At 69.6% G+C, this 19,783-nt stretch carries 18 protein-coding genes, 3 tRNA genes and 1 pseudogene; 8 read left to right on the top strand and 14 right to left on the bottom strand.

What is annotated here, in order from left to right; all coding sequences use genetic code 11:
* The first annotated feature begins 39 nt into the window (after positions 1-39).
* Positions 40-1,026, top strand: coding sequence for a hypothetical protein (locus L942_RS14540; protein ID WP_037360178.1), 987 nt, complete (start codon positions 40-42; stop codon positions 1,024-1,026).
* A 4-nt stretch (positions 1,027-1,030) separates the two neighbouring features.
* Here L942_RS14540 and L942_RS14535 read toward each other — a convergent pair whose 3' ends face one another.
* The 6 genes from L942_RS14535 to L942_RS14510 form a co-directional block, all read right to left on the bottom strand.
* Positions 1,031-1,840 carry an alpha/beta fold hydrolase gene (locus tag L942_RS14535; protein WP_037360175.1) on the bottom strand — a complete coding sequence of 270 codons (810 nt, stop codon included), beginning with the start codon at positions 1,838-1,840 and terminating at the stop codon, positions 1,031-1,033.
* 69 nt (positions 1,841-1,909) lie between these two features.
* Positions 1,910-2,629, bottom strand: coding sequence for a 50S ribosomal protein L1 (gene rplA / locus L942_RS14530; RefSeq protein ID WP_037360173.1), 720 nt, complete (start codon positions 2,627-2,629; stop codon positions 1,910-1,912).
* 108 nt (positions 2,630-2,737) lie between these two features.
* Entirely contained in the window at positions 2,738-3,169 is a 432-nt protein-coding gene (gene rplK, locus L942_RS14525; RefSeq protein ID WP_037360170.1) for a 50S ribosomal protein L11, read from the bottom strand.
* Between the two features lie 82 nt (positions 3,170-3,251).
* Positions 3,252-4,076 (bottom strand): transcription termination/antitermination protein NusG, encoded by an 825-nt coding sequence (gene nusG, locus L942_RS14520; RefSeq protein ID WP_037360168.1) that lies wholly within the window; start codon positions 4,074-4,076, stop codon positions 3,252-3,254.
* A gap of 74 nt (positions 4,077-4,150) precedes the next feature.
* Positions 4,151-4,585, bottom strand: a complete 435-nt coding sequence (gene secE, locus L942_RS14515; RefSeq protein ID WP_158684464.1) for a preprotein translocase subunit SecE — start codon at positions 4,583-4,585, stop codon at positions 4,151-4,153.
* 32 nt (positions 4,586-4,617) lie between these two features.
* Positions 4,618-4,690 (bottom strand) — tRNA-Trp (locus L942_RS14510).
* Between the two features lie 424 nt (positions 4,691-5,114).
* Here L942_RS14510 and L942_RS14505 point away from each other — a divergent pair.
* Both L942_RS14505 and L942_RS14500 read left to right on the top strand, forming a co-directional pair.
* The gene (locus tag L942_RS14505; RefSeq protein WP_037360164.1) at positions 5,115-6,017 is read left to right on the top strand and encodes a TIGR03619 family F420-dependent LLM class oxidoreductase; all 903 of its coding nucleotides are present in this window, start codon (positions 5,115-5,117) and stop codon (positions 6,015-6,017) included.
* Positions 6,018-6,067: 50 nt separating this feature from the next.
* The gene (locus L942_RS14500; RefSeq protein ID WP_037360162.1) at positions 6,068-6,976 is read left to right on the top strand and encodes an SGNH/GDSL hydrolase family protein; all 909 of its coding nucleotides are present in this window, start codon (positions 6,068-6,070) and stop codon (positions 6,974-6,976) included.
* 134 nt (positions 6,977-7,110) lie between these two features.
* Here L942_RS14500 and L942_RS14495 read toward each other — a convergent pair whose 3' ends face one another.
* The 6 genes and pseudogenes from L942_RS14495 to L942_RS14470 form a co-directional block, all read right to left on the bottom strand.
* On the bottom strand, positions 7,111-7,509 hold the full coding sequence (locus tag L942_RS14495) for a MaoC family dehydratase (RefSeq protein WP_037360160.1): 399 nt from the start codon (positions 7,507-7,509) through the stop codon (positions 7,111-7,113).
* Positions 7,506-7,955: a MaoC family dehydratase N-terminal domain-containing protein gene (locus L942_RS14490; RefSeq protein WP_037360158.1), complete on the bottom strand. Its 450-nt coding sequence runs from the start codon at positions 7,953-7,955 to the stop codon at positions 7,506-7,508. Before L942_RS14490 ends, L942_RS14495 begins: the two co-directional genes overlap by 4 nt.
* 124 nt (positions 7,956-8,079) lie before the next feature.
* Positions 8,080-8,244 carry a 50S ribosomal protein L33 gene (gene rpmG, locus L942_RS14485; protein ID WP_005152047.1) on the bottom strand — a complete coding sequence of 55 codons (165 nt, stop codon included), beginning with the start codon at positions 8,242-8,244 and terminating at the stop codon, positions 8,080-8,082.
* Positions 8,245-8,293: 49 nt separating this feature from the next.
* Positions 8,294-8,366, bottom strand: a tRNA-Met gene (locus L942_RS14480).
* 167 nt (positions 8,367-8,533) lie between these two features.
* A tRNA-Thr gene (locus L942_RS14475) sits at positions 8,534-8,606 on the bottom strand.
* 80 nt (positions 8,607-8,686) lie between these two features.
* Positions 8,687-11,307, bottom strand: a pseudogene (locus tag L942_RS14470) (putative bifunctional diguanylate cyclase/phosphodiesterase).
* 249 nt (positions 11,308-11,556) lie between these two features.
* On the opposite strand from L942_RS14470, the gene L942_RS14465 reads away from it, so the two are divergent.
* The 4 genes from L942_RS14465 to lon are packed head-to-tail and all read left to right on the top strand — an operon-like array spanning position 11,557 to position 16,692.
* Positions 11,557-12,498 (top strand): GNAT family N-acetyltransferase, encoded by a 942-nt coding sequence (locus L942_RS14465; RefSeq protein ID WP_037360156.1) that lies wholly within the window; start codon positions 11,557-11,559, stop codon positions 12,496-12,498.
* Positions 12,499-12,533: 35 nt separating this feature from the next.
* Positions 12,534-13,382, top strand: coding sequence for an SAM-dependent methyltransferase (locus L942_RS14460; RefSeq protein ID WP_037360154.1), 849 nt, complete (start codon positions 12,534-12,536; stop codon positions 13,380-13,382).
* Entirely contained in the window at positions 13,379-14,257 is an 879-nt protein-coding gene (locus tag L942_RS14455) for an SAM-dependent methyltransferase (RefSeq protein ID WP_051165960.1), read from the top strand. The genes L942_RS14460 and L942_RS14455 overlap by 4 nt, the downstream gene beginning before the upstream one ends.
* Positions 14,258-14,289: 32 nt before the next feature.
* Positions 14,290-16,692 carry an endopeptidase La gene (gene lon / locus L942_RS14450; protein ID WP_037360152.1) on the top strand — a complete coding sequence of 801 codons (2,403 nt, stop codon included), beginning with the start codon at positions 14,290-14,292 and terminating at the stop codon, positions 16,690-16,692.
* An 83-nt stretch (positions 16,693-16,775) separates the two neighbouring features.
* Here the strand turns inward: lon and rfbA are convergent, their stop codons facing one another.
* Both rfbA and L942_RS14440 read right to left on the bottom strand, forming a co-directional pair.
* Positions 16,776-17,657, bottom strand: a complete 882-nt coding sequence (gene rfbA, locus L942_RS14445) for a glucose-1-phosphate thymidylyltransferase RfbA (protein ID WP_037360150.1) — start codon at positions 17,655-17,657, stop codon at positions 16,776-16,778.
* 75 nt (positions 17,658-17,732) lie between these two features.
* Entirely contained in the window at positions 17,733-18,881 is a 1,149-nt protein-coding gene (locus tag L942_RS14440; protein WP_037360148.1) for a hypothetical protein, read from the bottom strand.
* Between the two features lie 198 nt (positions 18,882-19,079).
* Between L942_RS14440 and L942_RS14435 the strand changes: the two genes are divergently transcribed.
* Positions 19,080-19,775, top strand: a complete 696-nt coding sequence (locus L942_RS14435; protein ID WP_037360146.1) for a hypothetical protein — start codon at positions 19,080-19,082, stop codon at positions 19,773-19,775.
* Positions 19,776-19,783: the final 8 nt, after the last annotated feature.

The raw sequence follows: 19,783 nt of genomic DNA, 5'->3' as shown, positions 1-19,783 counted from the left end.
GTCTCGGGAAATCGCGACGGAGCGGGCATCATTGGTGACGTGGCGGAACAGCGTGATCACGGAAAGCCGGAAGAAACCCCCTCTCCCGGTTCGGGGGCATCCTCGGCGCAACCGCCCGCCCTGCCGCAGCCCGGCGGCGGCGAGGTCGCGCCGCGAACCCCCGCCCAGCCCGCGGCGAACCCGCCCCAGCCGAACGGGACCGAGCCTCAGCTGGATCCGGAACAGCTTCGCCAGTTCCAGGAATTCCAGCGATTCCAGGAGTACCTGCGGTTCACCCAGTCCCAGCAGGGCGCCGAACCGGCCCCGGCTCCCGACGCTGGCCTGGTCCCGGCCGGAAACCGGCAACCGCTCGCGGGTGGACAGCCGCCTCCCCCGCCGAACCAGCCGGGTGCGCTGACCGAGTACCAGGAACCGCCCCGCAACCGCCGCCCGGTGCCGCGCTGGGTGAAGCGGCTCGGCGGGAAGATCCTGGGCTGGGTGATCGCCCTGGTCATCCTCGGCATCCTGGTCAACTGGGGCTACCACCAGATCTTCCCCAGCGACGACGGCAAAACCTCCGCCCAGATCGCCGCCGAGGGCGGCGGGACCTACCACACGAACCAAATCCTTACGACGGCCTCGCCGTATGAATCGGTCCGCCGCGTCTACGACGGGATCGCGCAGCACGGTCCCGGGCAGAGGAGCATGGTCGACCACGTCTGCGGTCTGTTCGACCAGGCCACGCAACTGAAGTTCGCGACCGATCTCGGTTTCTCGGACTGCGCCGCCGCGGTCCAGGGCTTGCACGACCGGCTCGACCGCGCGCCCGGTTCGGTCGACGCCTATGCCGAGTCGATCTCGAAGCGTTCCGGTTGGCCGCCGGGCGAAAACGTGGTGATCAAGTCGTGCGACTTCGCCATCACCGGCGGTCCGGCGCTCGGCGACTTCACCGTCAAGCAGGTCGACAAAGGACAGTGGCTGATCGTCGGACATCAACGCGGACCCGAGAAGTGCCCCGCGCCGACGGCGACCTCCGCCCCGGGCTGATTGCTCAGGCAGGCGAGCTGATCGGCAGCCGGGTCTCCCCCGTGTCCGAGTACGCGAAGAAGTCCACCAACGCCGCCGCGAACGCCGGGTGCGCCACCGCTTCCATGTGGTTTCCCGGCACCCGCACCAGCCTCGCGCCCGCGATTCCCGCTGCCAGGCGTTCCGGCTGCGTCGCCAGTTCGTCCGACTCTCCGGCCAGGATCAGCGTCGCCGCCGACAGGTTCGTCAGCCGCATCGGGCCGTGCGGGGTCGCGTGCATGACCGCGGCCAGTGCCTCCACGTCCGCGCCTGCGCGGCGGGCCAACCTGCGGAACGGGCGGGCCGCCGAGGGCACCTGCGACCGGTCTTCGGCCAGCAGTCCGTCCGCGATCTGGCTCCGGTTGATCACCCGGGCGTCGACCCCGCCGAAGTCCACGATTCCCGCGCCGACGCCGCCGACCGCGAGGCAGCGGACTCGCCGGTCGCGCGTGGCCACCAGCAGCGACACGATCGCGCCCATCGAGTACCCCGCCAGGCACACCTCGTCCAGGCCGAGTTCGTCGAACAGCGCGGTCAGGTCCGCGGCCATGATGTCCTCGCCGTAGGCCGCCGGGTCGTGCGGCTTCTCCGACGCGCCGTGCCCGCGCGCGTCCAGCGCGATCACCGTGAACCCGGCCTTGACCAGTGCGTCCACGATCCCGGGGTTGACCCAGTTCACCTGGGAATCGGCGGCGAAGCCGTGCTGGAGCACGACGGGCCGCCGGTGCCGTCCGTCGCCCTCCCAGACCGTGTAGCTCAGCTGGAGCCCGTCGGGGGCGAGGAACGTCGTTGGCATACGTCCATGAGACACGAAAAAAGGGTGGTCACGCACGAAGCGTGACCACCCTTTCGCGTGATGTGCGACTCAGACCGTCGCTTCCTCGCTCAGGAGGTTGCGGGTCCGCGCCGGGTCGACCGGGATGCCCGGGCCCATCGTCGTGGTGAAGGTGACCTTCTTGACGTAACGGCCCTTCGCCGACGACGGCTTGGCGCGCAGGATCTCGTCCAGCGCGGCCGCGTAGTTCTCCACCAGCTTCTCGGTGTCGAACGACGCCTTGCCGATCACGAGGTGCAGGTTCGCCTGCTTGTCGACGCGGAAGTTGATCTTGCCGCCCTTGATGTCCTTCACGGCCTTCTCGACCGCGGGGGTCACCGTGCCGGTCTTCGGGTTCGGCATGAGGCCGCGCGGGCCGAGGATGCGGGCGATGCGGCCCACCTTGGCCATCTGGTCCGGCGTCGCGATCGCGGCGTCGAAGTCGAGCCAGCCACCCTGGATGCGCTCGATCAGTTCGTCGGTGCCGACCGCGTCCGCGCCGGCGGCTTCGGCCTCAGCGGCCTTGTCGCCGACGGCGAAAACGATGACGCGGGCGGTCTTACCGGTGCCGTGCGGCAGGTTCACGGTGCCGCGGACCATCTGGTCGGCCTTGCGCGGGTCGACCCCGAGACGCATCGCGACCTCGACGGTCGCGTCCATCTTCGTCTTGGAGGTCTCCTTCGCCAGCTTCACGGCCTCGAGCGGCGCGTAGAGGCGCGCCTTGTCGATCAGCTCCGCGGCCTGGCGGTAGGCCTTGCTGTGCTTGGTCATGCTTCTGTCCTTAAGTCAGGTGGATCAGTGTGGTGTTGCAGAGCCAGCACATGGCTCTCCCACTCGAGCTAGCGCGAAATCGCGCCGCCTCAACGAAAGTCGAGGCAATTACTCCACAGTGATGCCCATGGAGCGGGCGGTGCCGGCGATGATCTTCGCGGCCTGGTCGATGTCGTGCGCGTTGAGGTCGGTCTCCTTGGTCTTCGCGATCTCGCGGACCTGGTCCCAGGTGACCTTGGCGACCTTGGTCTTGTGCGGCTCGCCGGAGCCCTTCTCCACGCCCGCGGCCTTGAGCAGCAGCTTGGCGGCCGGCGGCGTCTTCAGCTTGAAGTCGAACGACCGGTCTTCGTACACGGAGATCTCGACCGGGACGACGTCCCCGCGCTGCGACTCGGTCGCGGCGTTGTAGGCCTTGCAGAACTCCATGATGTTGACGCCGTGCTGGCCCAGCGCCGGGCCGACCGGCGGCGCGGGGTTGGCCGCACCCGCCTTGATCTGCAGCTTGATGATCGCCGCAAGCTTCTTCTTCTTGGGTGGCATTACCTTGTGTCCTTCTTAACTGACGTGAGTCCCCCGCACACCTGCCAGTACGCGGGGACTGCCGACCGGGATGGCCCGGCCGTCAGATCTTGGAGACCTGGCTGAACGAGAGCTCGACCGGGGTTTCCCGGCCGAAGATCGACACCAGGACCTTCAGCTTCTGCCCGTCGACGTTGACCTCGGAGATCGTGGCGGGCAGCGTGGCGAACGGGCCGTCCATGACGGTGACCGACTCGCCGACCTCGAAGTCGACCTCGACGGCGGGCGCACCGGACGGCGCGGCCGCGGCGGATTCGCCGCCCTTGGCCGCCTTGGCCGGGGCTTCCTTCTCGACCTGCGGGGCGAGGAACTTCAGCACCTCGTCCACGGTCAGCGGCGACGGCCGCGAGGTGGCCCCGACGAACCCGGTGACGCCCGGGGTGTTGCGGACCGCGCTCCACGACTGGTCGTTGAGGTCCATCCGGACCAGGATGTAGCCGGGCAGCACCTTGCGCTGCACCTGCTTGCGCTGGCCGTTCTTGATCTCGGTGACCTCTTCGGTCGGGACCTCGATCTGGAAGATGTAGTCCTCGACGTCCAGGGTCTGGGTACGCGTCTCGAGGTTGGTCTTGACCTTGTTCTCGTAACCGGCGTACGAGTGCACGACGTACCACTCGCCCGGCGCGGCCTTGAGCTCGGCGCGCAGCGCGGCGACCGGGTCGTCCGCCTCGGGGGCGGGTTCGGTCACGTCGGCTTCGGCGTCGTCCGCGTCGTCCTCGGCGGAGGCTTCTTCGGCGGCGACCTCGTCCTCGGCGACGGGCACCTCGACGGCGTCGGCGGACTCCTCGTCGCCGGGCGCCGCCTGCACCTGCTCGTCGGAAAGCTCGGTCAGGTCGCGACCGGCTTCGGTGCCGTTGTCGGAGGTCACGTTCCGTCCTCTCAGTTGATCGCTTGCCGGGCCGGACCGGGGCCCGGCCAGCGCGGTGGCGCGCCCGTCGGGCGTCAGCCGAAGACCAGCCCGACCAGCTCCTTGAAGCCAAGATCGAGGCCGCTCACGAGGGCCACCATGAACACCACGAACACCAGCACGACCGCGGTGTAGGTGACCATCTGCTTGCGGTTGGGCCAGATGACCTTCCGCAGTTCGGCCCAGACCTCGCGGATGAACCGCGTGAACCGGGCGAACAGCGAGGCCTTCTTGGGCTTCCGGTCCCGTTTGGGGGTGGGCGCGCCCTTGGCGTCGGCGGGCTTCGCGACCTTGTCGCCCGCCTTGCCGGACGGACGGGTCGAGCCCGGCCGTGCCTCGGACTTGCCTGCCGGCCGAGCGGAAGCGCGGCGTTCGCGCCGAGCCGCGGCGGACACCGGGCGGGATTCGACTCCGGGCTGCTTGCCCGAATCGTCCTGCTCGTGCTCGCCGCTGGCGTCGCTGTCGCTCACGACCACTCCTCCGCTCCACCAGTTCCCGTACGCAGGGGTGACAGGACTTGAACCTGCAACCTGCGGTTTTGGAGACCGCTGCTCTGCCAATTGAGCTACACCCCTGTGGAGCCGGGTCACCCTGGCTCCGGAGGACGCACTCTATCGTCCCCACCATCCGGCGGGGATGACCGTAGTGCGTTCCGAGTTCCGAAGTCTACGGCAAGCCGGATGACGCCTTGCAACCCAGCCCCCTCGACGGTGCCGCGGCGGCCCGGAGGGGGTCGCTCCGGGGCCTTCGGACCCCGCTCCGGCGTGCGCGGCGAAGACCACCCGATCGTGCGAATATAGGCGCGTGCCCCGTTATCCGATTAATCGCGAAGCCGTCAGCGGCCGCCGCCCTGCCCGGTCTCCCGACCGCTCCGGATCACCGGCACGGCAAGCGAAATCGCTTCCGCACCCGCGGATTTCCCCGCCAGGAAGCCAAGTCCGGCCCGCCGGAAGATGATCTTCGTTGACCCGCAAGCGAAACTCTGATCAAGGAGCATCGGTGACCACCTTCCGGCTTGGGCTCGCTTTGCCGCAGTACGGCAAGCTCGCCGACCCCTCCGCCATCGCCGGCTTCGCCACCGAAGCCGAGCGCATCGGCTTCGCCTCGCTGTGGGTCGGCGACCGGGTTCTGACCCCGGTCGCCCCGAAGACCTATTACCCGTCCGGCACCCCCGAACAGCCGTACCCGCCGGAGTTCGTCCGCTTCGTCGATCCGCTGCTGGCGCTCACCATCGCGGCGAACTCGACGGAGACCGCGCGGCTGGGGTCGAGCACCCTCAACGGCCCGCTCTACTCCCCGGTGCTGCTGGCGCGGTCCCTGACGTCGCTGGACCTGCTGTCCGGCGGCAGGCTCGACGTCGGCCTCGGGCTCAGCTGGCTCCGCGACGAGTACACCGCCGCCGGCGTGCCGTGGGAGCACCGCGGCGCGCGGCTGGCCGAACTGGTCGAGGTGCTGCGGACGCTCTGGACCGCGGACCCGGCCGGGCACCAGAGCGAGCGCTGGGACATCCCGGACTCGCTGATCGGCCTGCGTCCGCTGCAGCAGCCCGGTCCTCCGGTGCTGCTGGGCGGAGTGTCGGACGCGGCGCTGCGGCGCGTCGGCCGGATCGCCGACGGCTGGCTGCCCGCCGGGCTCCCGATCCCGCTGCTGCGGAAGAAGTGGACGGTGGCGGTCGAATCCGCGGAGAAGGCCGGACGGGATCCGGAGTCGCTGCGGCGGGTGCTGCGGATCAACCCGACGCCGGGTTCGGCCACCGCGACCGTCGAGGACGTCGCGGCCCAGCTGAAGGCCGCCGAAGCCGACGGCATCACCGAGGCACTGGTCGATCTGCACTACGTGGCCGAAACCGTGCCGCACGCGCTGGAACTGGCCGGCGAACTGCACACCGCTGTCTTTGCGTGATCACCCGTAAGCGGGTCGTCGGCGACGGGCCGGACCGGTAGAACGGTCGGGTGGGGGCAAACAAAAGCGGTGGATGCGGGTTGCTCGTCCTGGTCGTCGTGGGGGCGCTGCTGGCCGTCGGCTACTACAAGTCGAAGCACGACTCGTCGTCCGCACCGCCGTCCGGCGCGGACACCGGCGGCGGCACCGGCCGGTACGTCGCGCTCGGCGACTCGTACACGTCGGCACCGCGCACCGGGAAGCAAGCCGGCTCGCCGGCCGGATGCGCGCGATCGGACAACAACTATCCGCACCTGGTCTCGGCGAAGCTGAAGCCGGCGAAGTTCGTGGACGTCAGCTGCAGCGGCGCGACGACGGACGACTTGACCGACGCGCAGTCCACCCGCACCGGCTCGAACCCGCCGCAGTTCGACTCGGTCACCGCGGACACGACGCTCGTCACCCTGGGCATCGGCGGCAACGATGTGGGGTTCATCTCACTGGCGCAGACCTGCGTGACCGCCCACCAGAGCGCGTCGCCGTGCAAGGACCGGCTCACCGCGGGCGGCAAGGACGAGCTGGCCGACCGGATCAGCGCGACAGCGAAGAAGGTCGGCACCGCGCTCGACCAGATCCACCAGAAGGCCCCGAAGGCACGCGTGATGGTCGTCGGCTACCCGACGGTCCTCCCGGACGGCGACGGCTGCTGGCCGGTCCTGCCGCTCGGTTCCGGCGATGTGGCGTACCTGCGGGACGCGCTCGGCAAGCTCAACGACGCTCTGTCTGATCAGGCCAAGTCGCACGACGCCGGTTTCGCGGACACTGCCGAGCCGAGCAAGGGGCACGACGTCTGCGCGAATTCGGACGTCAAGTGGGTCGAAGGGGTGGTTCCGACGTCCTCCGCCGCCGCCCTGCACCCGAACGCGCGGGGCGAGGCAGGAATGGCTGGCGTGGTGGAGTCGGTGCTCGGGGTGCACTGAGACACCCGGGTAATGCCCACCCTTGCCGACCGGCCCGCCACGTGGTGCCGCGGTCCGTGAAGGGCTCCTTGAGGGAATCTGATTCCCTCAAGGAGCCCTTCACGGACCTTTGGCCGAGCAGAGGCCGGAGCGGGTCAGGGACGGACGAGGGCCTGCGGTTTGCCCAGGACGGTCTTGCCCTCGAACTTCACGGTCAGGTCGATCCGCGCGAGCCCGTCGTCGGTCAGGGCGCCGACCTTGCCGGTCACCTCGACCAGTGCGCCCTCGTCGTTGTCCGGGACCACGACCGGGCGGGTGAAGCGCGTGCTGAAGTCCACGAGGCGGGCCGGGTCGCCGAGCCAGTCGGTGACGATGCGGCCGGACAGCGCCATCGTGAGCATGCCGTGCGCGATCACGTCCGGGAGGCCGACCTTGGTCGCGAAGGTCTCGTTCCAGTGGATCGGGTTGAAATCGAGCGAGGCCCCGGCGTAGCGGACCAGCTGCGCGCGGGTGATGCGGACCTCCAGCGGAGGCAGTTCGTCGCCGACGTTCACGCTTCCGCCCCCCGAACCACGAGCTGCGCCCGCGTCGTGCACACGAGTTGGCCGTCCGCGTCGGTGATTTCCGCGCGGAGGTTGATGAAGTCGTTGCCCGCCCTGGCCATGATCGACTCGATCGTGGCCGAGATTTCCAGCTCGTCGCCGGCGTGCACCGGGCGTTCGTAGCGGAAGCCCTGGTCGCCGTGGACCATCCTGGAGTAGTCGAGGCCGAGCGCGGGGTCGGACACGATGCCGTTGATCTTCGGCAGGTTGAGGATGGTCAGGAAGGTGGGCGGCGCGAGCACGTCCGGGTGGCCGGCCGCGCGGGCCGCCTCCGGGTCCCGGTACATCGGGTTCGGGTCGTCGATCGCGTCGGCGAACTCGCGGATCTTCTCCCGGCTCACGTAGTACTTGCTGTCCGACGGGTACTCCCGCCCGGTGAACGACTGGTCCAAAGGCACGCGAAGAGGCTAACCGAACCCGGCGCCTGCCCCGCGCCGGTGCCTGAACCGGCCAGTAGACAGCGAAAAGCCGCCCCGGCGAGTGCCGGGGCGGCTTTTCGAAGCTGGTAAAAGACCGCCTGCGTCAGCGGGTCTCTTTGTGAGTCCGGTGCGTACCGCAGTTCGGGCAGAACTTCTTCATCTCCAGGCGATCCGGGTTGTTGCGCCGGTTCTTCTTGGTGATGTAGTTGCGGTGCTTGCACTCCTCGCACGCCAGCGTGATCTTGGGTCGCACGTCGGTGGCAGCCACAGCGTTTCCTTCTCTCTCAGATCCGGGGGCCAGCCCCGTCGTTACCGCGTAGCGGTGGCCGGACTTGAACCGGCGACACAGCGATTATGAGCCGCTTGCTCTGCCAACTGAGCTACACCGCCCCACTCAGACACCCACCCCGCGCAACCCACAAGCCAACTTAACCCCGGCCGGGGGGTCCAGGGGGGCGAAGCCCCTCCTGGCGGGGGTCTGGGGGTTCGACCCCCAGATGGACGCCGCGAAGCGAGCCAGGTCCGCGTTTTTTGCGGACATAGCTCGCCGACTCGCGAGCCCCTTTACGGAATCGAACCGTAGACCTTCTCCTTACCATGGAGACGCTCTGCCGACTGAGCTAAAGGGGCCTTGCCTCTCGCGAGGACTTGGAAAGATTAGCAACCCGCCTGGGCGACCCTTGCAACCGGGGTCGGTTAACCGCAAAACCTCAGGTCAGCAGGGTCAGCACGGTCTCCGAGTGCCGTCCCGGCGAACGCGCCGTGCGGGCCTGCAGCCACGCCTCCAGGCGGTCCTCCGGCAGCGGCCGCGAGATCAGGTAGCCCTGGGCGACGTCACATCCCATCGCCTCGAGCTGATCGCGCGCCACGTCCTCCTCGACGCCTTCCGCGACGACCGTCAGGCCGAGCGAGTGCCCGAGTTCGACGATCGACCGCACCACCGCGAGGTCGCCGAGATCGGTGCCCATGCCGAGCACGAAGCTCTTGTCGATCTTGACCTGGTCCACCGGCAGCTGGCGCAGGTACGCGAGCGACGAGTAGCCGGTGCCGAAGTCGTCCACCGCCAGCACGATGCCCAGCGAGTGCAGCTCGCGCAGGATCGGCAGGGCTTTCTGCGGGTCGGACATCACGCCGGACTCGGTCAGCTCGAACGTCAGCAGCTCCGGCGGGACGTCGAAGCGTTCCAGTTCACGCTGGACCTTCGCCGGGAAGTCGTCGTCGGACAGGTTCCGCACCGACAGGTTCACCGCGGCGGAGATCCGCAGCCCCTCGTCGAGCCACTTGCGGACGCGCTTCAGCGATTGTTCCAGCACGAACGACGTCAGCACGCCGATCAGGCCGGCCGCCTCGATCGCGGGCACGAACTCGTCCGGGCCGAGCCGGCCGAATTCCGGGTGCACCCAGCGCACGAGCGCCTCGACGCCCTGGACTTGCCGGTTCGGCAGCGTCACCTTCGGCTGGTAGTGCACGGAGACGTGGCCGTCTTCGAGCGACTGCCGGAACTGCGTGACCATCTGGAACCGGCGCAGGAAGATCTGTCCCATGCTCGGCACGTAGCCGCGTACTTCCTCGCCGCCGCGGGTGGCGCGGACGGCGACGTCAGCTCGCTGCAGCAGGCCGTCGACGTCGACTTCGCCGGCGTCGTCCGCGGAGCTGGCGTAGCCGATCATCGCGTTGGCTTCGACGGAAAGCCGGTCCACCGGATACGGCTCGGACAGCTGCACGCGAAGCCGTTCGGCGGCGCGGTGGGCGTCTTCGATCGAGCAGTCCACGAGCAACGCGGCGAAGGACGCGCCTTCGAGCCGGGCGAGCGGGACGTCCGGGCCGAGTGCGCCGCGGATGCGCGTGCCCGCGGCGATGACCATCCGGTCCGCCCACGAGTAGCCGAGCGCGTCGCTGACCGTGGAGAAGACGTCGAGGTCGATCCGCAGCACCACGACCTCCGCCGATTCGCGCAGCGGATCCCGCGAGACCTGCTGGAACCCGGGCCGGTTCAGGTGCCCGGTGAGCGGGTCGTGGTAGGCGTCGTGGCGGAGCGTGGCGAGCAGTCGGCGGTTGTCGAGCGACGTCGCGAGGTGGCTGGCCATCGTGCCGAGCAGCTGGACGTCGTACTTGCCGAAGCCGCGCCAGCGCGAGAGCCGGTCGTGCGCTTCGACGACGCCGAGCAGCTGGTGCCGCTGCGCAGCGGCACCACGAGCGCTTCCTGCGCACTGCGCTCCAGCAGCGCGGCGCGGACGTCCGGGTTGGCCTCGGTGATCCGGAAGTGCCGGACGTGCGCGCCGGGAAGGCGCAGCAGCGGGTCGTCGTGGGCCGGGTCGGCGGGCGGCAGTTCGGTGCCCGCGACCACGACGCGCATCGGGTCGTCCGCCTCGAGCCGCAGCCGGAGCACGACGCGGCCGGCGGCCAGCTGGTCCTTGATCCGCTCGGCGATCGTGGCCCATTCGCGCACGTCGACGCCGCCCACCAGCTCCTCGCCGCGGCTGGCCGGACGAGCGGCGGCCTGCTGGCCCGAGCGCGCGACCATCAGGCTGACGTCGGACAGCGCTTCCATGTCCCGCTGTTCGCGAAGCAGGTCGGAGTAGGCCCAGTACAGCGCGGTCAGGCCGAGGAACACCGCCAGCACCAGCGGCCAGGCCTGCGGGGTGCTCGCGATGACGAGGTAGCCGGTGAGGCCGACCGAAGCGTTGACGAAGCCGACCACGAGGATGCGGCCGGTCAGCCGGATCGCGGTGCTCACGCGCATCCGGCGGCGCAGCACGCGCACGGCGGCCAGCGCGAGCAGCGTGCTGACCAGCGGCGCGGTGAGCGTGCCGGCGAGCGCGGCGACCCACGGCATGGTCGGTCCGCCGCCCATGGCCAGGTGCACCACTCCGGCAACGGCGAACGCACCGGTGATTTCGAGCAGGAACGCGCCCGCGTTGTAAAGGACGCGCCCGGCGACCCGCCGGGCCAGCAGCGTGCCGATGCCGGCCACGAGATGCGCGGCGAGCACCACTTCGAACGGGGCGACGAAGAAACCGATTACCAGCGGAATCTCAGTGAACGAGATGGTCCACGAAATCCCGCTGCGGACGTCGACGTTGATGCCGAGCTGTTCGGCGAGCAGGAACGCGACCGCGAGCACCGGGCCGATCCACCAGAGCTTGACCGAGCCGTGGAACGGCAGCCAGGCGCCGACGGCGAAGGCCGCGAGCAGGCCGAGACCCAGCACGAAAAAGGTGTAAACGCGGAAGCGGCTCTCGTCCGTGCGGCCTTCGGCCGATGCGGAGCCAGCACCTCCCGAGCCCATCGCCTCCGGCGCGGTACCGGGATGGGCGTTGCTGTCCGGCATCCGACCTTCCTTCCCGGCTGCCCGGTCGCGCTCGTCCGTGACGTCAGGTGTGGGCGAGGGCGCCACCTTACCCCGTAGGGCGTACCGGCGTCCCTTTCGAGACAGTAGGAGATCACCCCAGGGTTAACAATGGGCGTTCTTCTCTGACCTGCGTGGACCAAGGAGTGAAACACGCGGTTCACCCCGGAACCCCCGCGCCGGGGAGTGTTCTGGGGGTCTTTTCCGGCCCGGTCGGCGGACAATGGCGGCATGCACAACGACGTGACAGCCACCGGCCATGCGGCGCGCATCGCCACGGTGGACGCGCTGCTCCCCGCGCCGCTCCCCTTCGAGGTCGGAGGGGATTCCACCCTGCTTTCCGCCGAGGTCGGCGACACCACCGCGGCCGGCCTGAGCACCTGCACCGGACTCGGCCCGGACAGCCCGCGCTCGATGTGGCGGGCGCTGGTCGAGCACCGGCTGGAGGTCCAGCTCGCCGGTCCCGATCCGGCCGCCGGACTCGACGCTTTGCTCACTCGATGGGATGAACACCTGCGGTCCCTCGCCCGAGTGGGGGATACGGAGTGCGCCGCCGTGCTCTCCCGGCCCAGCCGCGACACGGCCGGGGCCACCGAACTCCTCCGGCACGGCTTCGCCCCGGTCGGCGTGCTCGCCGTCCGCCCGGCACAGCGGATGGCCGCCGGACCCGACGCCACGCCCGGCGTCTGCATCCGGCACGCGACCCCGGACGACCTCTCCACCGCGGTCCGGCTGCAGCTCGAACTGCAGCGGTACGACGCGCAGTTCGGCCGGGTCACGCTTCGCCCGGGCGTCGAGGAGCTGATCATCAAGGAGCTGCTGCACCACCTCGAACGGCCGGAACCGCAGGTGTGGATCGCGGAGCTGTACGGCCAGCCGCTCGGCATGGTCGTGCTCCAGATGCCCGACGAGACCGGCTGGATCCGGCACCGGGTCGCCGCTTCCCGCGTCGGCTACCTGTCGTCGCTCGCGGTATCCGAGGCGGCTCGGTCGTCCGGCGTCGGCACCGCGCTGGCCGCGCACGCGCACCAGGTCTTCGACGAGGCCGGCGCGGATGTCGTGTTGCTGCACCACGCCGTGGCGAACCCGCGGTCGACGCCGTTCTGGTACGCCCAGGGCTACCGGCCGCTGTGGACTGGCTGGCAACGCCGGCCCGCCGTGCGTTCTCGCTAGTCTGACGGTCGCCAGGCCATCCGAGGGGAGTCCCAGTGACCGAAAAGCCCGACGCCGCACCGAAAGCGCCGGAAGGCGTCGATGTCGAGAAACCCTCGGCCGCGCGGGTTTACGACTGGTATCTGGGCGGCACGCAGAACTGGGCGGTGGACCGGGAATTCGGCCGCAAGGTCGAGAAGATGTGGTCGCTCGCCCGGCCCGGCGCGAAGCAGAACCGCGAGTTCATGAACCGCGTGGTGCGCGCCGCGCTGGACGCGGGCATCCGCCAGTTCCTCGACCTGGGCTCCGGCGTGCCGACCGCGGGCAACGTGCACGAGGTGGTCGAGGCCGCGCTCGGCGACGACGACCAGGCGACTGTGGTGTACGTCGACTACGAGCCGGTGGCCGTGGCGCACGCGACGCTGATCCTCGAGGACGAGGCGGCCACCGACTGGGCCGGGATCGTGCAGGCCGACCTGCGCGACCCGCGGGCGGTGCTGAACCACCCGCGCACCCGCGAACTGATCGATTTCAGCAAGCCGGTGTGCGTGATGCTGATGGCGGTACTGCATTTCGTCGGCCCGGACGACGATCCGGACGGCATCGTGCGCGCCTACCGCGACAAGCTCGTCTCCGGCAGCTGGCTCGCGATCTCGCAGATGAGCGAGGGCGACGGCAGCGGTCCGGCGCTGGAAGGGCTGCGCTGGTTCGTCGAGCAGTACCGCAAGACAAGCAACCCGATGTGGCTGCGCGACCGCGAGGAGATCGAGCCGTTCTTCGGCGGCTGGCCGCTGCTGGAACCGGGGATGACGCACCTGCCGGACTGGCGGCCGGAGCGCGAGCTGAACGCGGTGGAGGCGGAGGCCCGGCCGTTCGCCTGGTGCGCGGTGGCACGCAAGCCATGACCGCACCGGACGCGCCGCGGGGCGTCGACGTCGATAAGCCGTCTGCCGCCCGGATCTACGACTGGTACCTCGGCGGCACCCAGAACTGGGCGGTGGACCGGGAATTCGGCCGCCGGGCCGAGAAGGTGTGGCCGCTGATCCGGCCGATTTCGCGGGAGAACCGGGCGTTCATGAACCGGGTCGTGCGGGCCGCGCTCGACGCGGGGATCCGGCAGTTCGTCGACCTCGGGTCGGGCGTGCCGACGGCGGGCAACGTGCACGAGATCGTGCGCGACCATCTGCCCGCGAAGGTCGTGTACGTCGACTACGAACCGGTCGCGGCGGCCCATTCGCGGGTCATCCTCGAAGACGAGGGCGCGACCGAGTGGGCCGGGATCGTGGAGCGCGACATCCGCGATCCGGAAGCGATCTTCGCCGACGAGGTCACCCGGGAACTGATCGACTGGTCGCGGCCGGTGTGCCTGCTGATGATCACCGTGCTGCACTTCCTCGGCCCCGGCGACCGGCCGGACGAGCTGGTCGGCATCTACCGCGACCAGCTCGCGTCCGGTTCCTGGCTGGCCGTCACGCACGGCACCTGCCGAGACGACGCGCCGCCGGAGCGGGCCGCCGAGGTGCGCCGGTTCGTGGACGCGTACAAGGACACGTCGAACCCGGCGTACCTGCGCTCGGACGAGGAGATCCGGCCGTTCTTCGGCAGGTGGCCGCTGCTGGAGCCGGGGATGAGCGCGCTGCCGGACTGGCGGCCGGACGAGCCGGTGTCGGAGGTCGCCGCGGAGGTCCGGCCGTTCGCCTGGGGCGCCGTCGCGGTGAAGCCCTGGCTTCTCTCCCAGCGAACACTCCCTGGGAAACAAACCCACCCTTCGGAGAGTTGAGCACCTTAGACTCAACTATTCGAGGAGTGCACATGTCCGACCCCCGCCTCCTGCCCGTCCTCCCGCTCGATGACGACGTCGTGCTGCCGGGCATGGTGGTCCCGCTCGACCTCGGCGACGCAGAGACCCGGGCCGCAGTGGAGTCCGCACAAGCCAAAACCCCCGCGACCGCGTCGTTCCCCGGGATCCGCTCGGGCGCGGCGAGCAAGGCCGAGGTCCTGATCGTCCCGCGCGTGCACGGCGAGTACGCCGAACTGGGCACCGTCGCGACCGTCGAACGGATCGGCCGCGTTCCGGGCGGCAAGTCCGCCGTGCTGCTGCGCGGCACCGCGCGCGCCGTCGTCGGCCGGATCGCCGACGGACCCGGCGCGGCCCGCTGGGTGCACGCCGACGCCGTGGAGGAAACCTCCGACGACCGCACCGCGCAGCTCGCCGCGGAGTACAAGGCCGTGGTCATCTCGGTGCTGCAGCAACGCGGCGGCTGGCAGATGATCGACGCGGTCCAGCAGGTCGAGCAGCCCTCCGCGATCGCCGACCTGGCCGGCAACGCGCCGTACCTGTCCACGGACCAGAAGCTGGAGCTGCTGAGCGCGCTCGACGTGACCGTCCGGCTGGAGAAGGCCCTCGAGTGGAGCCGGGAGTACCTGGCCGAGCTGGAGGTCACGGAGACCATCCGCAAGGACGTCGCGGACGGGATGGAGAAGCAGCAGAAGGAATTCCTGCTGCGCCGCCAGCTCGAAGCGATCCGCAAGGAACTGGGCGAACTCGACGGCACCGCGGCCGACGACGACTACCGCGCCCGCGTGGAAGCCGCCGACCTGCCGGACGAGGTGCGCAAGGCCGCGCTGGCCGAGGTCGACAAGCTGGAGCGGACGTCCGAGCAGTCGCCCGAAGGCGGCTGGATCCGGACCTGGCTCGACACGGTGCTGGAGCTGCCGTGGAACGAGCGGACCGAGGACGTCTACGACATCGCCGCCGCGCGGGCCGTGCTCGACGCGGACCACGCCGGCCTGGACGACGTCAAGGAACGGATCATCGAGTACCTGGCCGTGCGCAAGCGTCGCGCGGAATCGGGCCTCGGCCCGGTCGGCGGACGGCGTTCCGGCGCCGTGCTCGCGCTCGCCGGTCCTCCCGGGGTCGGCAAGACGTCGCTGGGCGAGTCCGTCGCGAAGGCGATGGGACGGAAGTTCGTGCGCGTCGCGCTGGGCGGCATCCGGGACGAGGCCGAGATCCGCGGTCACCGGCGCACGTACGTCGGCGCGCTGCCCGGCCGGATCGTGCGGGCCATCAAGGAAGCCGGCTCGATGAACCCGGTCGTGCTGCTCGACGAAATCGACAAGGTCGGCGCCGACTACCGCGGCGACCCGACGGCCGCGCTGCTGGAAGTGCTGGACCCGGAACAGAACCACACGTTCCGCGACCACTACCTCGAGGTGGAACTGGATCTGTCCGACGTGGTCTTCCTGGCGACGGCCAACGCGCTGGAGACCATCCCCGGCCCGCTGCTGGACCGGATGGAACTGGTGACGCTGGACGGCTACACCGAGCACGAGAAGGTCACCATCGCGCGGGATCACCTGCTCCCCCGCGAACTCGAGCGGGCCGGTCTGGCCTCCGGCGACGTGGTCCTGACCGACGACGCGTTCAGCCGGATCGCCGCCGAGTACACCCGCGAGGCCGGGGTGCGCGACGCGAACCGGACGATCGCGAAGGTGCTGCGGAAGATCGCGACGAAGGTGGCGTTGGGTTCGGTCACGCTGCCGCTGACGGTGACCGCTGACGACCTGGAGACCTACCTCGGCCGCCCGCGGCACGTGCCGGAATCGTCGCTGCCGACGGCGACCCAGCGGACGTCTTTGCCCGGCGTGGCAACGGGTTTGGCGGTCACCGGCGCGGGCGGCGACGTGCTGTACATCGAGGCGTCGCTGGCCGATCCGGAGAGCGGGGCTTCCGGTCTGCAGCTGACCGGGCAGCTGGGTGACGTGATGAAGGAGTCGGTGCAGATCGCGCTGTCGTACCTGCGCTCGCACGGTGCGGAGCTGGAACTGCCGGTGGGAGACCTGCGAGAGCGGGGAATCCACGTGCACGTCCCGGCGGGCGCGGTGCCGAAGGACGGTCCGTCCGCGGGAATCACGATGACGACCGCGCTGGCATCGCTGCTGTCCGGGCGCGTGGTCCGGGCTGATGTGGCGATGACCGGTGAGGTTTCGCTCACCGGGCGGGTGCTGCCGATCGGCGGGGTCAAGCAGAAGCTGCTGGCCGCGCACCGGGCGGGAATGAAGACGGTGATCATCCCGCAGCGGAACGAACCGGACCTGGACGACGTGCCCGCGGAGGTGCTGTCGCAACTGGACGTGCACGCGGTGGCCAACGTGCGGGAGGTGCTGGAGCTGGCCCTGACGCCGGCTTCTTCGGAGGTTCCGCAGGCGGCTTGATCCGCAGGTACGTGAAGGGCTCCTTGAGGGAATCTGTTTCCTTCAAGGAGCCCTTCCCGTCAGTCCTGTTTGGACACTTGATGTCAGGCCTGCGCCCCCGCGAGGGTGGCCACGTTCATCACGTACTCGCCATACCCCGATTTGGCGAGCTTGGCGCCCAGCGCGTGGCATTCGTCCGGGCTGATGAAGCCCATCTTCAGCGCGACCTCTTCCAGGCACGCGATCCGCACCCCGGTCCGGTGTTCCAGCACCTGCACGAACTGTCCCGCCTCCAGCAGCGAATCGTGCGTGCCGGTGTCGAGCCAGGCGAAACCGCGGCTCAGTTCGATCAGCTTGGCGCGGTCGCGGCGCAGGTAGGAGAGGTTGACGTCGGTGATCTCCAGTTCGCCGCGGGCGGACGGCTTGAGGTTGCGGGAGATCTCGACGACCTCGTTGTCATAGAAATACAGGCCGGTGATCGCGTTGTTCGACCGCGGTTTCACGGGCTTTTCCTCAATGGACAGCAGATTGCCGTTCTCGTCGATCTCGCCGACGCCGTACCGCTCCGGGTCCTTGACCTGGTAGCCGAACAGCACACAACCGTCGAGGTCGGTCGCCGCGGTGCGCAGCGTCGTGGAGAAGCCTTGGCCGTAGAAGATGTTGTCGCCGAGCACGAGCGCTACCGAATCGTCGCCGACGAAGTCCGCGCCGATCACGAACGCCTCGGCGAGACCGTTCGGGCTCGGCTGCTCCGCGAAGGAGAAGGACAGCCCGAACTGGCTGCCGTCGCCGAGCAGGCGGCGGAAGTTCGGCAGGTCGGCCGGGGTCGAGATGATCAGGATCTCCCGGATCCCGGCCAGCATCAGAACCGAGATCGGGTAGTAGATCATCGGTTTGTCGTAGACCGGCAGCAGCTGCTTCGACACGGCCTGCGTGATCGGATGCAGACGGGTTCCGCTGCCCCCGGCGAGCACGATGCCCTTCACAGCCCCTCCTCGCGTGCGGTGGTGTCCGTTCACCGTACCGAGTGAGCTTCGAGCTCGTCTGGGGCTTCCCTCAACTCAGAACGCCGGGCCCTTTCCGAAGAACGCCTGGCAGCCGTTCGCGTACTCGGTGGCGATCTCCAGCACGTTCTTCCCGCCGTCGACCGGCAGCACGGTGGACGAATAGTTGGGGCAGTAGTTGTTGTAGATGCCGCTGATGTGCACCGGCGCGGGCAGTTCGTACCAGTTCCCGGCCCCGAAGTTGTCGTTGGCCAGCAGCGTCTGCCCGTTTCCGGACACCGGGGTGCCGTCGGCGGTCGTGTAGATCTGGCCCACCATCACCAGCCGCGCGCCGTTCGGGCCGCCGGGGAACAGGGTGGTGGTCTGGGCATGCTGGAAGTAGTTGCCGCTCGCGGTGTTCACCCGGGTGCCGGGATCGGCCGGATCGCCCCAGTTCGCGCCGTCGGCGGAGATTTTGTAATACGGATCGCAGTAGCGGTCGCGGTAGTTGCAGATTTCGTAGCCGAACCAGTACCGGCCGTCGGGCAGCCTGCGGATGATCGGCATGCCCGGCCGCACCCGGGACGGCCCGATGGCCATCGTGAGCTGCTTGGTGCCCCAGTTGATCCCGTCGGTCGAGGCGACGCGGTTGAGCACCTGGCCGTATTGCGGCGCCTGCGTCTCGTCGGCGTAGTGCAGCCAGAGTGTGCCGCCGGCGTCCACAGTGAACTCCGGCTCCCAGACCCCGTCGTGGTTGTGCGAAAGCGCGGCCTCGGACAGGTACCGCCAGTTGTGCCCGCCGTCGCGGCTGGCCCATACCTTGATTCCCATCCGGCGCTGCGGACCCGCGTCCTGCCGGTAGCTCGCCGCCCAGAGCAGCGTGCCGGCCCGCATCCGCCCGACCCGCTGCGGGAGTTCGTAGAGGGTTCCGCAGCATTGGCCGAACCGGGCGTCGGGATCGCGGATCACGCCGATCTGGTGGAAGCTCGCGCCCTCGTCGGTGCTCTCGAGGATCGACGCGAAGCGGCCGCCGCCGTCCGCGCTGGTCAGCGACGCGATGATGGAGCCGCGCCCGAACGGCGAGTGCTCCAGCCGGATCAGCCGCGGGTACGAGCCGAAGCCGGGTACGAGCAGCTTCTTGTCAGCGGCTTCCGCGACGGGCGCGAGCACGGTCGCCAGGACCGCCAGCGAGGTGAGGAAGGCAAGCACGGGAGTCCAGCGGCGCATCCAGAAACTCCTCTCACAACCGGACGCGCGATTACACCACGTGTTCGCCCCGACACCCCCGATTTCGCCTGGTCACCCGCGTGAGTCCACCCCATCGAGGAGGCCGCTGGGCTGTTCCGGGGTCGCCGCCGCGTAACAGCGGGGCGGAGCGTGACGAAAGATCATGCGGAGCCCCGTCGGGGCACGCTAGGGGGAAGCATGCGCCGCATTCGCCTGGCCGCCGTCTGCGCGGCGGTGGCGCTCACCGCGTCGTGCTCGGTGCAGCCGACCGGCATCGGGGCGATCCGGTATCCGATGGAAGCCGAACCGAGCCACGCCCCCGCGCCAGCGTTGCCTCCGCCGCCGCGGCCGGACAAGCCGCGTCTCGCCCAGAACCCGACGGAAACCCACCAGGGCAAGAACACCGCGACCGTGCCGTTGACTTGGCCGTCCGGCGTCACCGGATTCCTCACGTTCGACTGTCCGAAGTGCACCGGACACGTCGCCGTGACCACGGACGGAACGGAAAGCCTGCTCGTCAACGACGGTGACGCCTACCACGGGACGGCCTGGTTCAATGTCTCCCCCGGCGGCAAATCGGTGCACACGCTCACGGTCGAGGCGAACGGCTCGTGGACCGCGACGATCACCGACTACCGCGGAGTGCCGGTCGTCGAACCAGGCAAGCCGTACCACGGCCACGGCGACGCGGTGCTGGCAGTGCCCCCGGGCATGGTCACGGGGACGTTCTCCACGGGTTCGAAGGGCTCGAACGGAGTGTGGGTCCTGGCCGAGGGCTACCCGCATCTGGTGGTGAACCACATCGGCGAGACCACCGGGGAGTTCCCGCTCGCCGGACCCACGTACGTAGCGGTGGAGACGTTCGAGGCGGATTGGACGTTCACGACCTGGTGAGGCGCTGC

This window comes from Amycolatopsis orientalis DSM 43388, from assembly GCF_000411975.1.
GTDB lineage: Bacteria > Actinomycetota > Actinomycetes > Mycobacteriales > Pseudonocardiaceae > Amycolatopsis > Amycolatopsis orientalis_D.
This window is presented reverse-complemented; position numbering and strand designations above follow the sequence as displayed.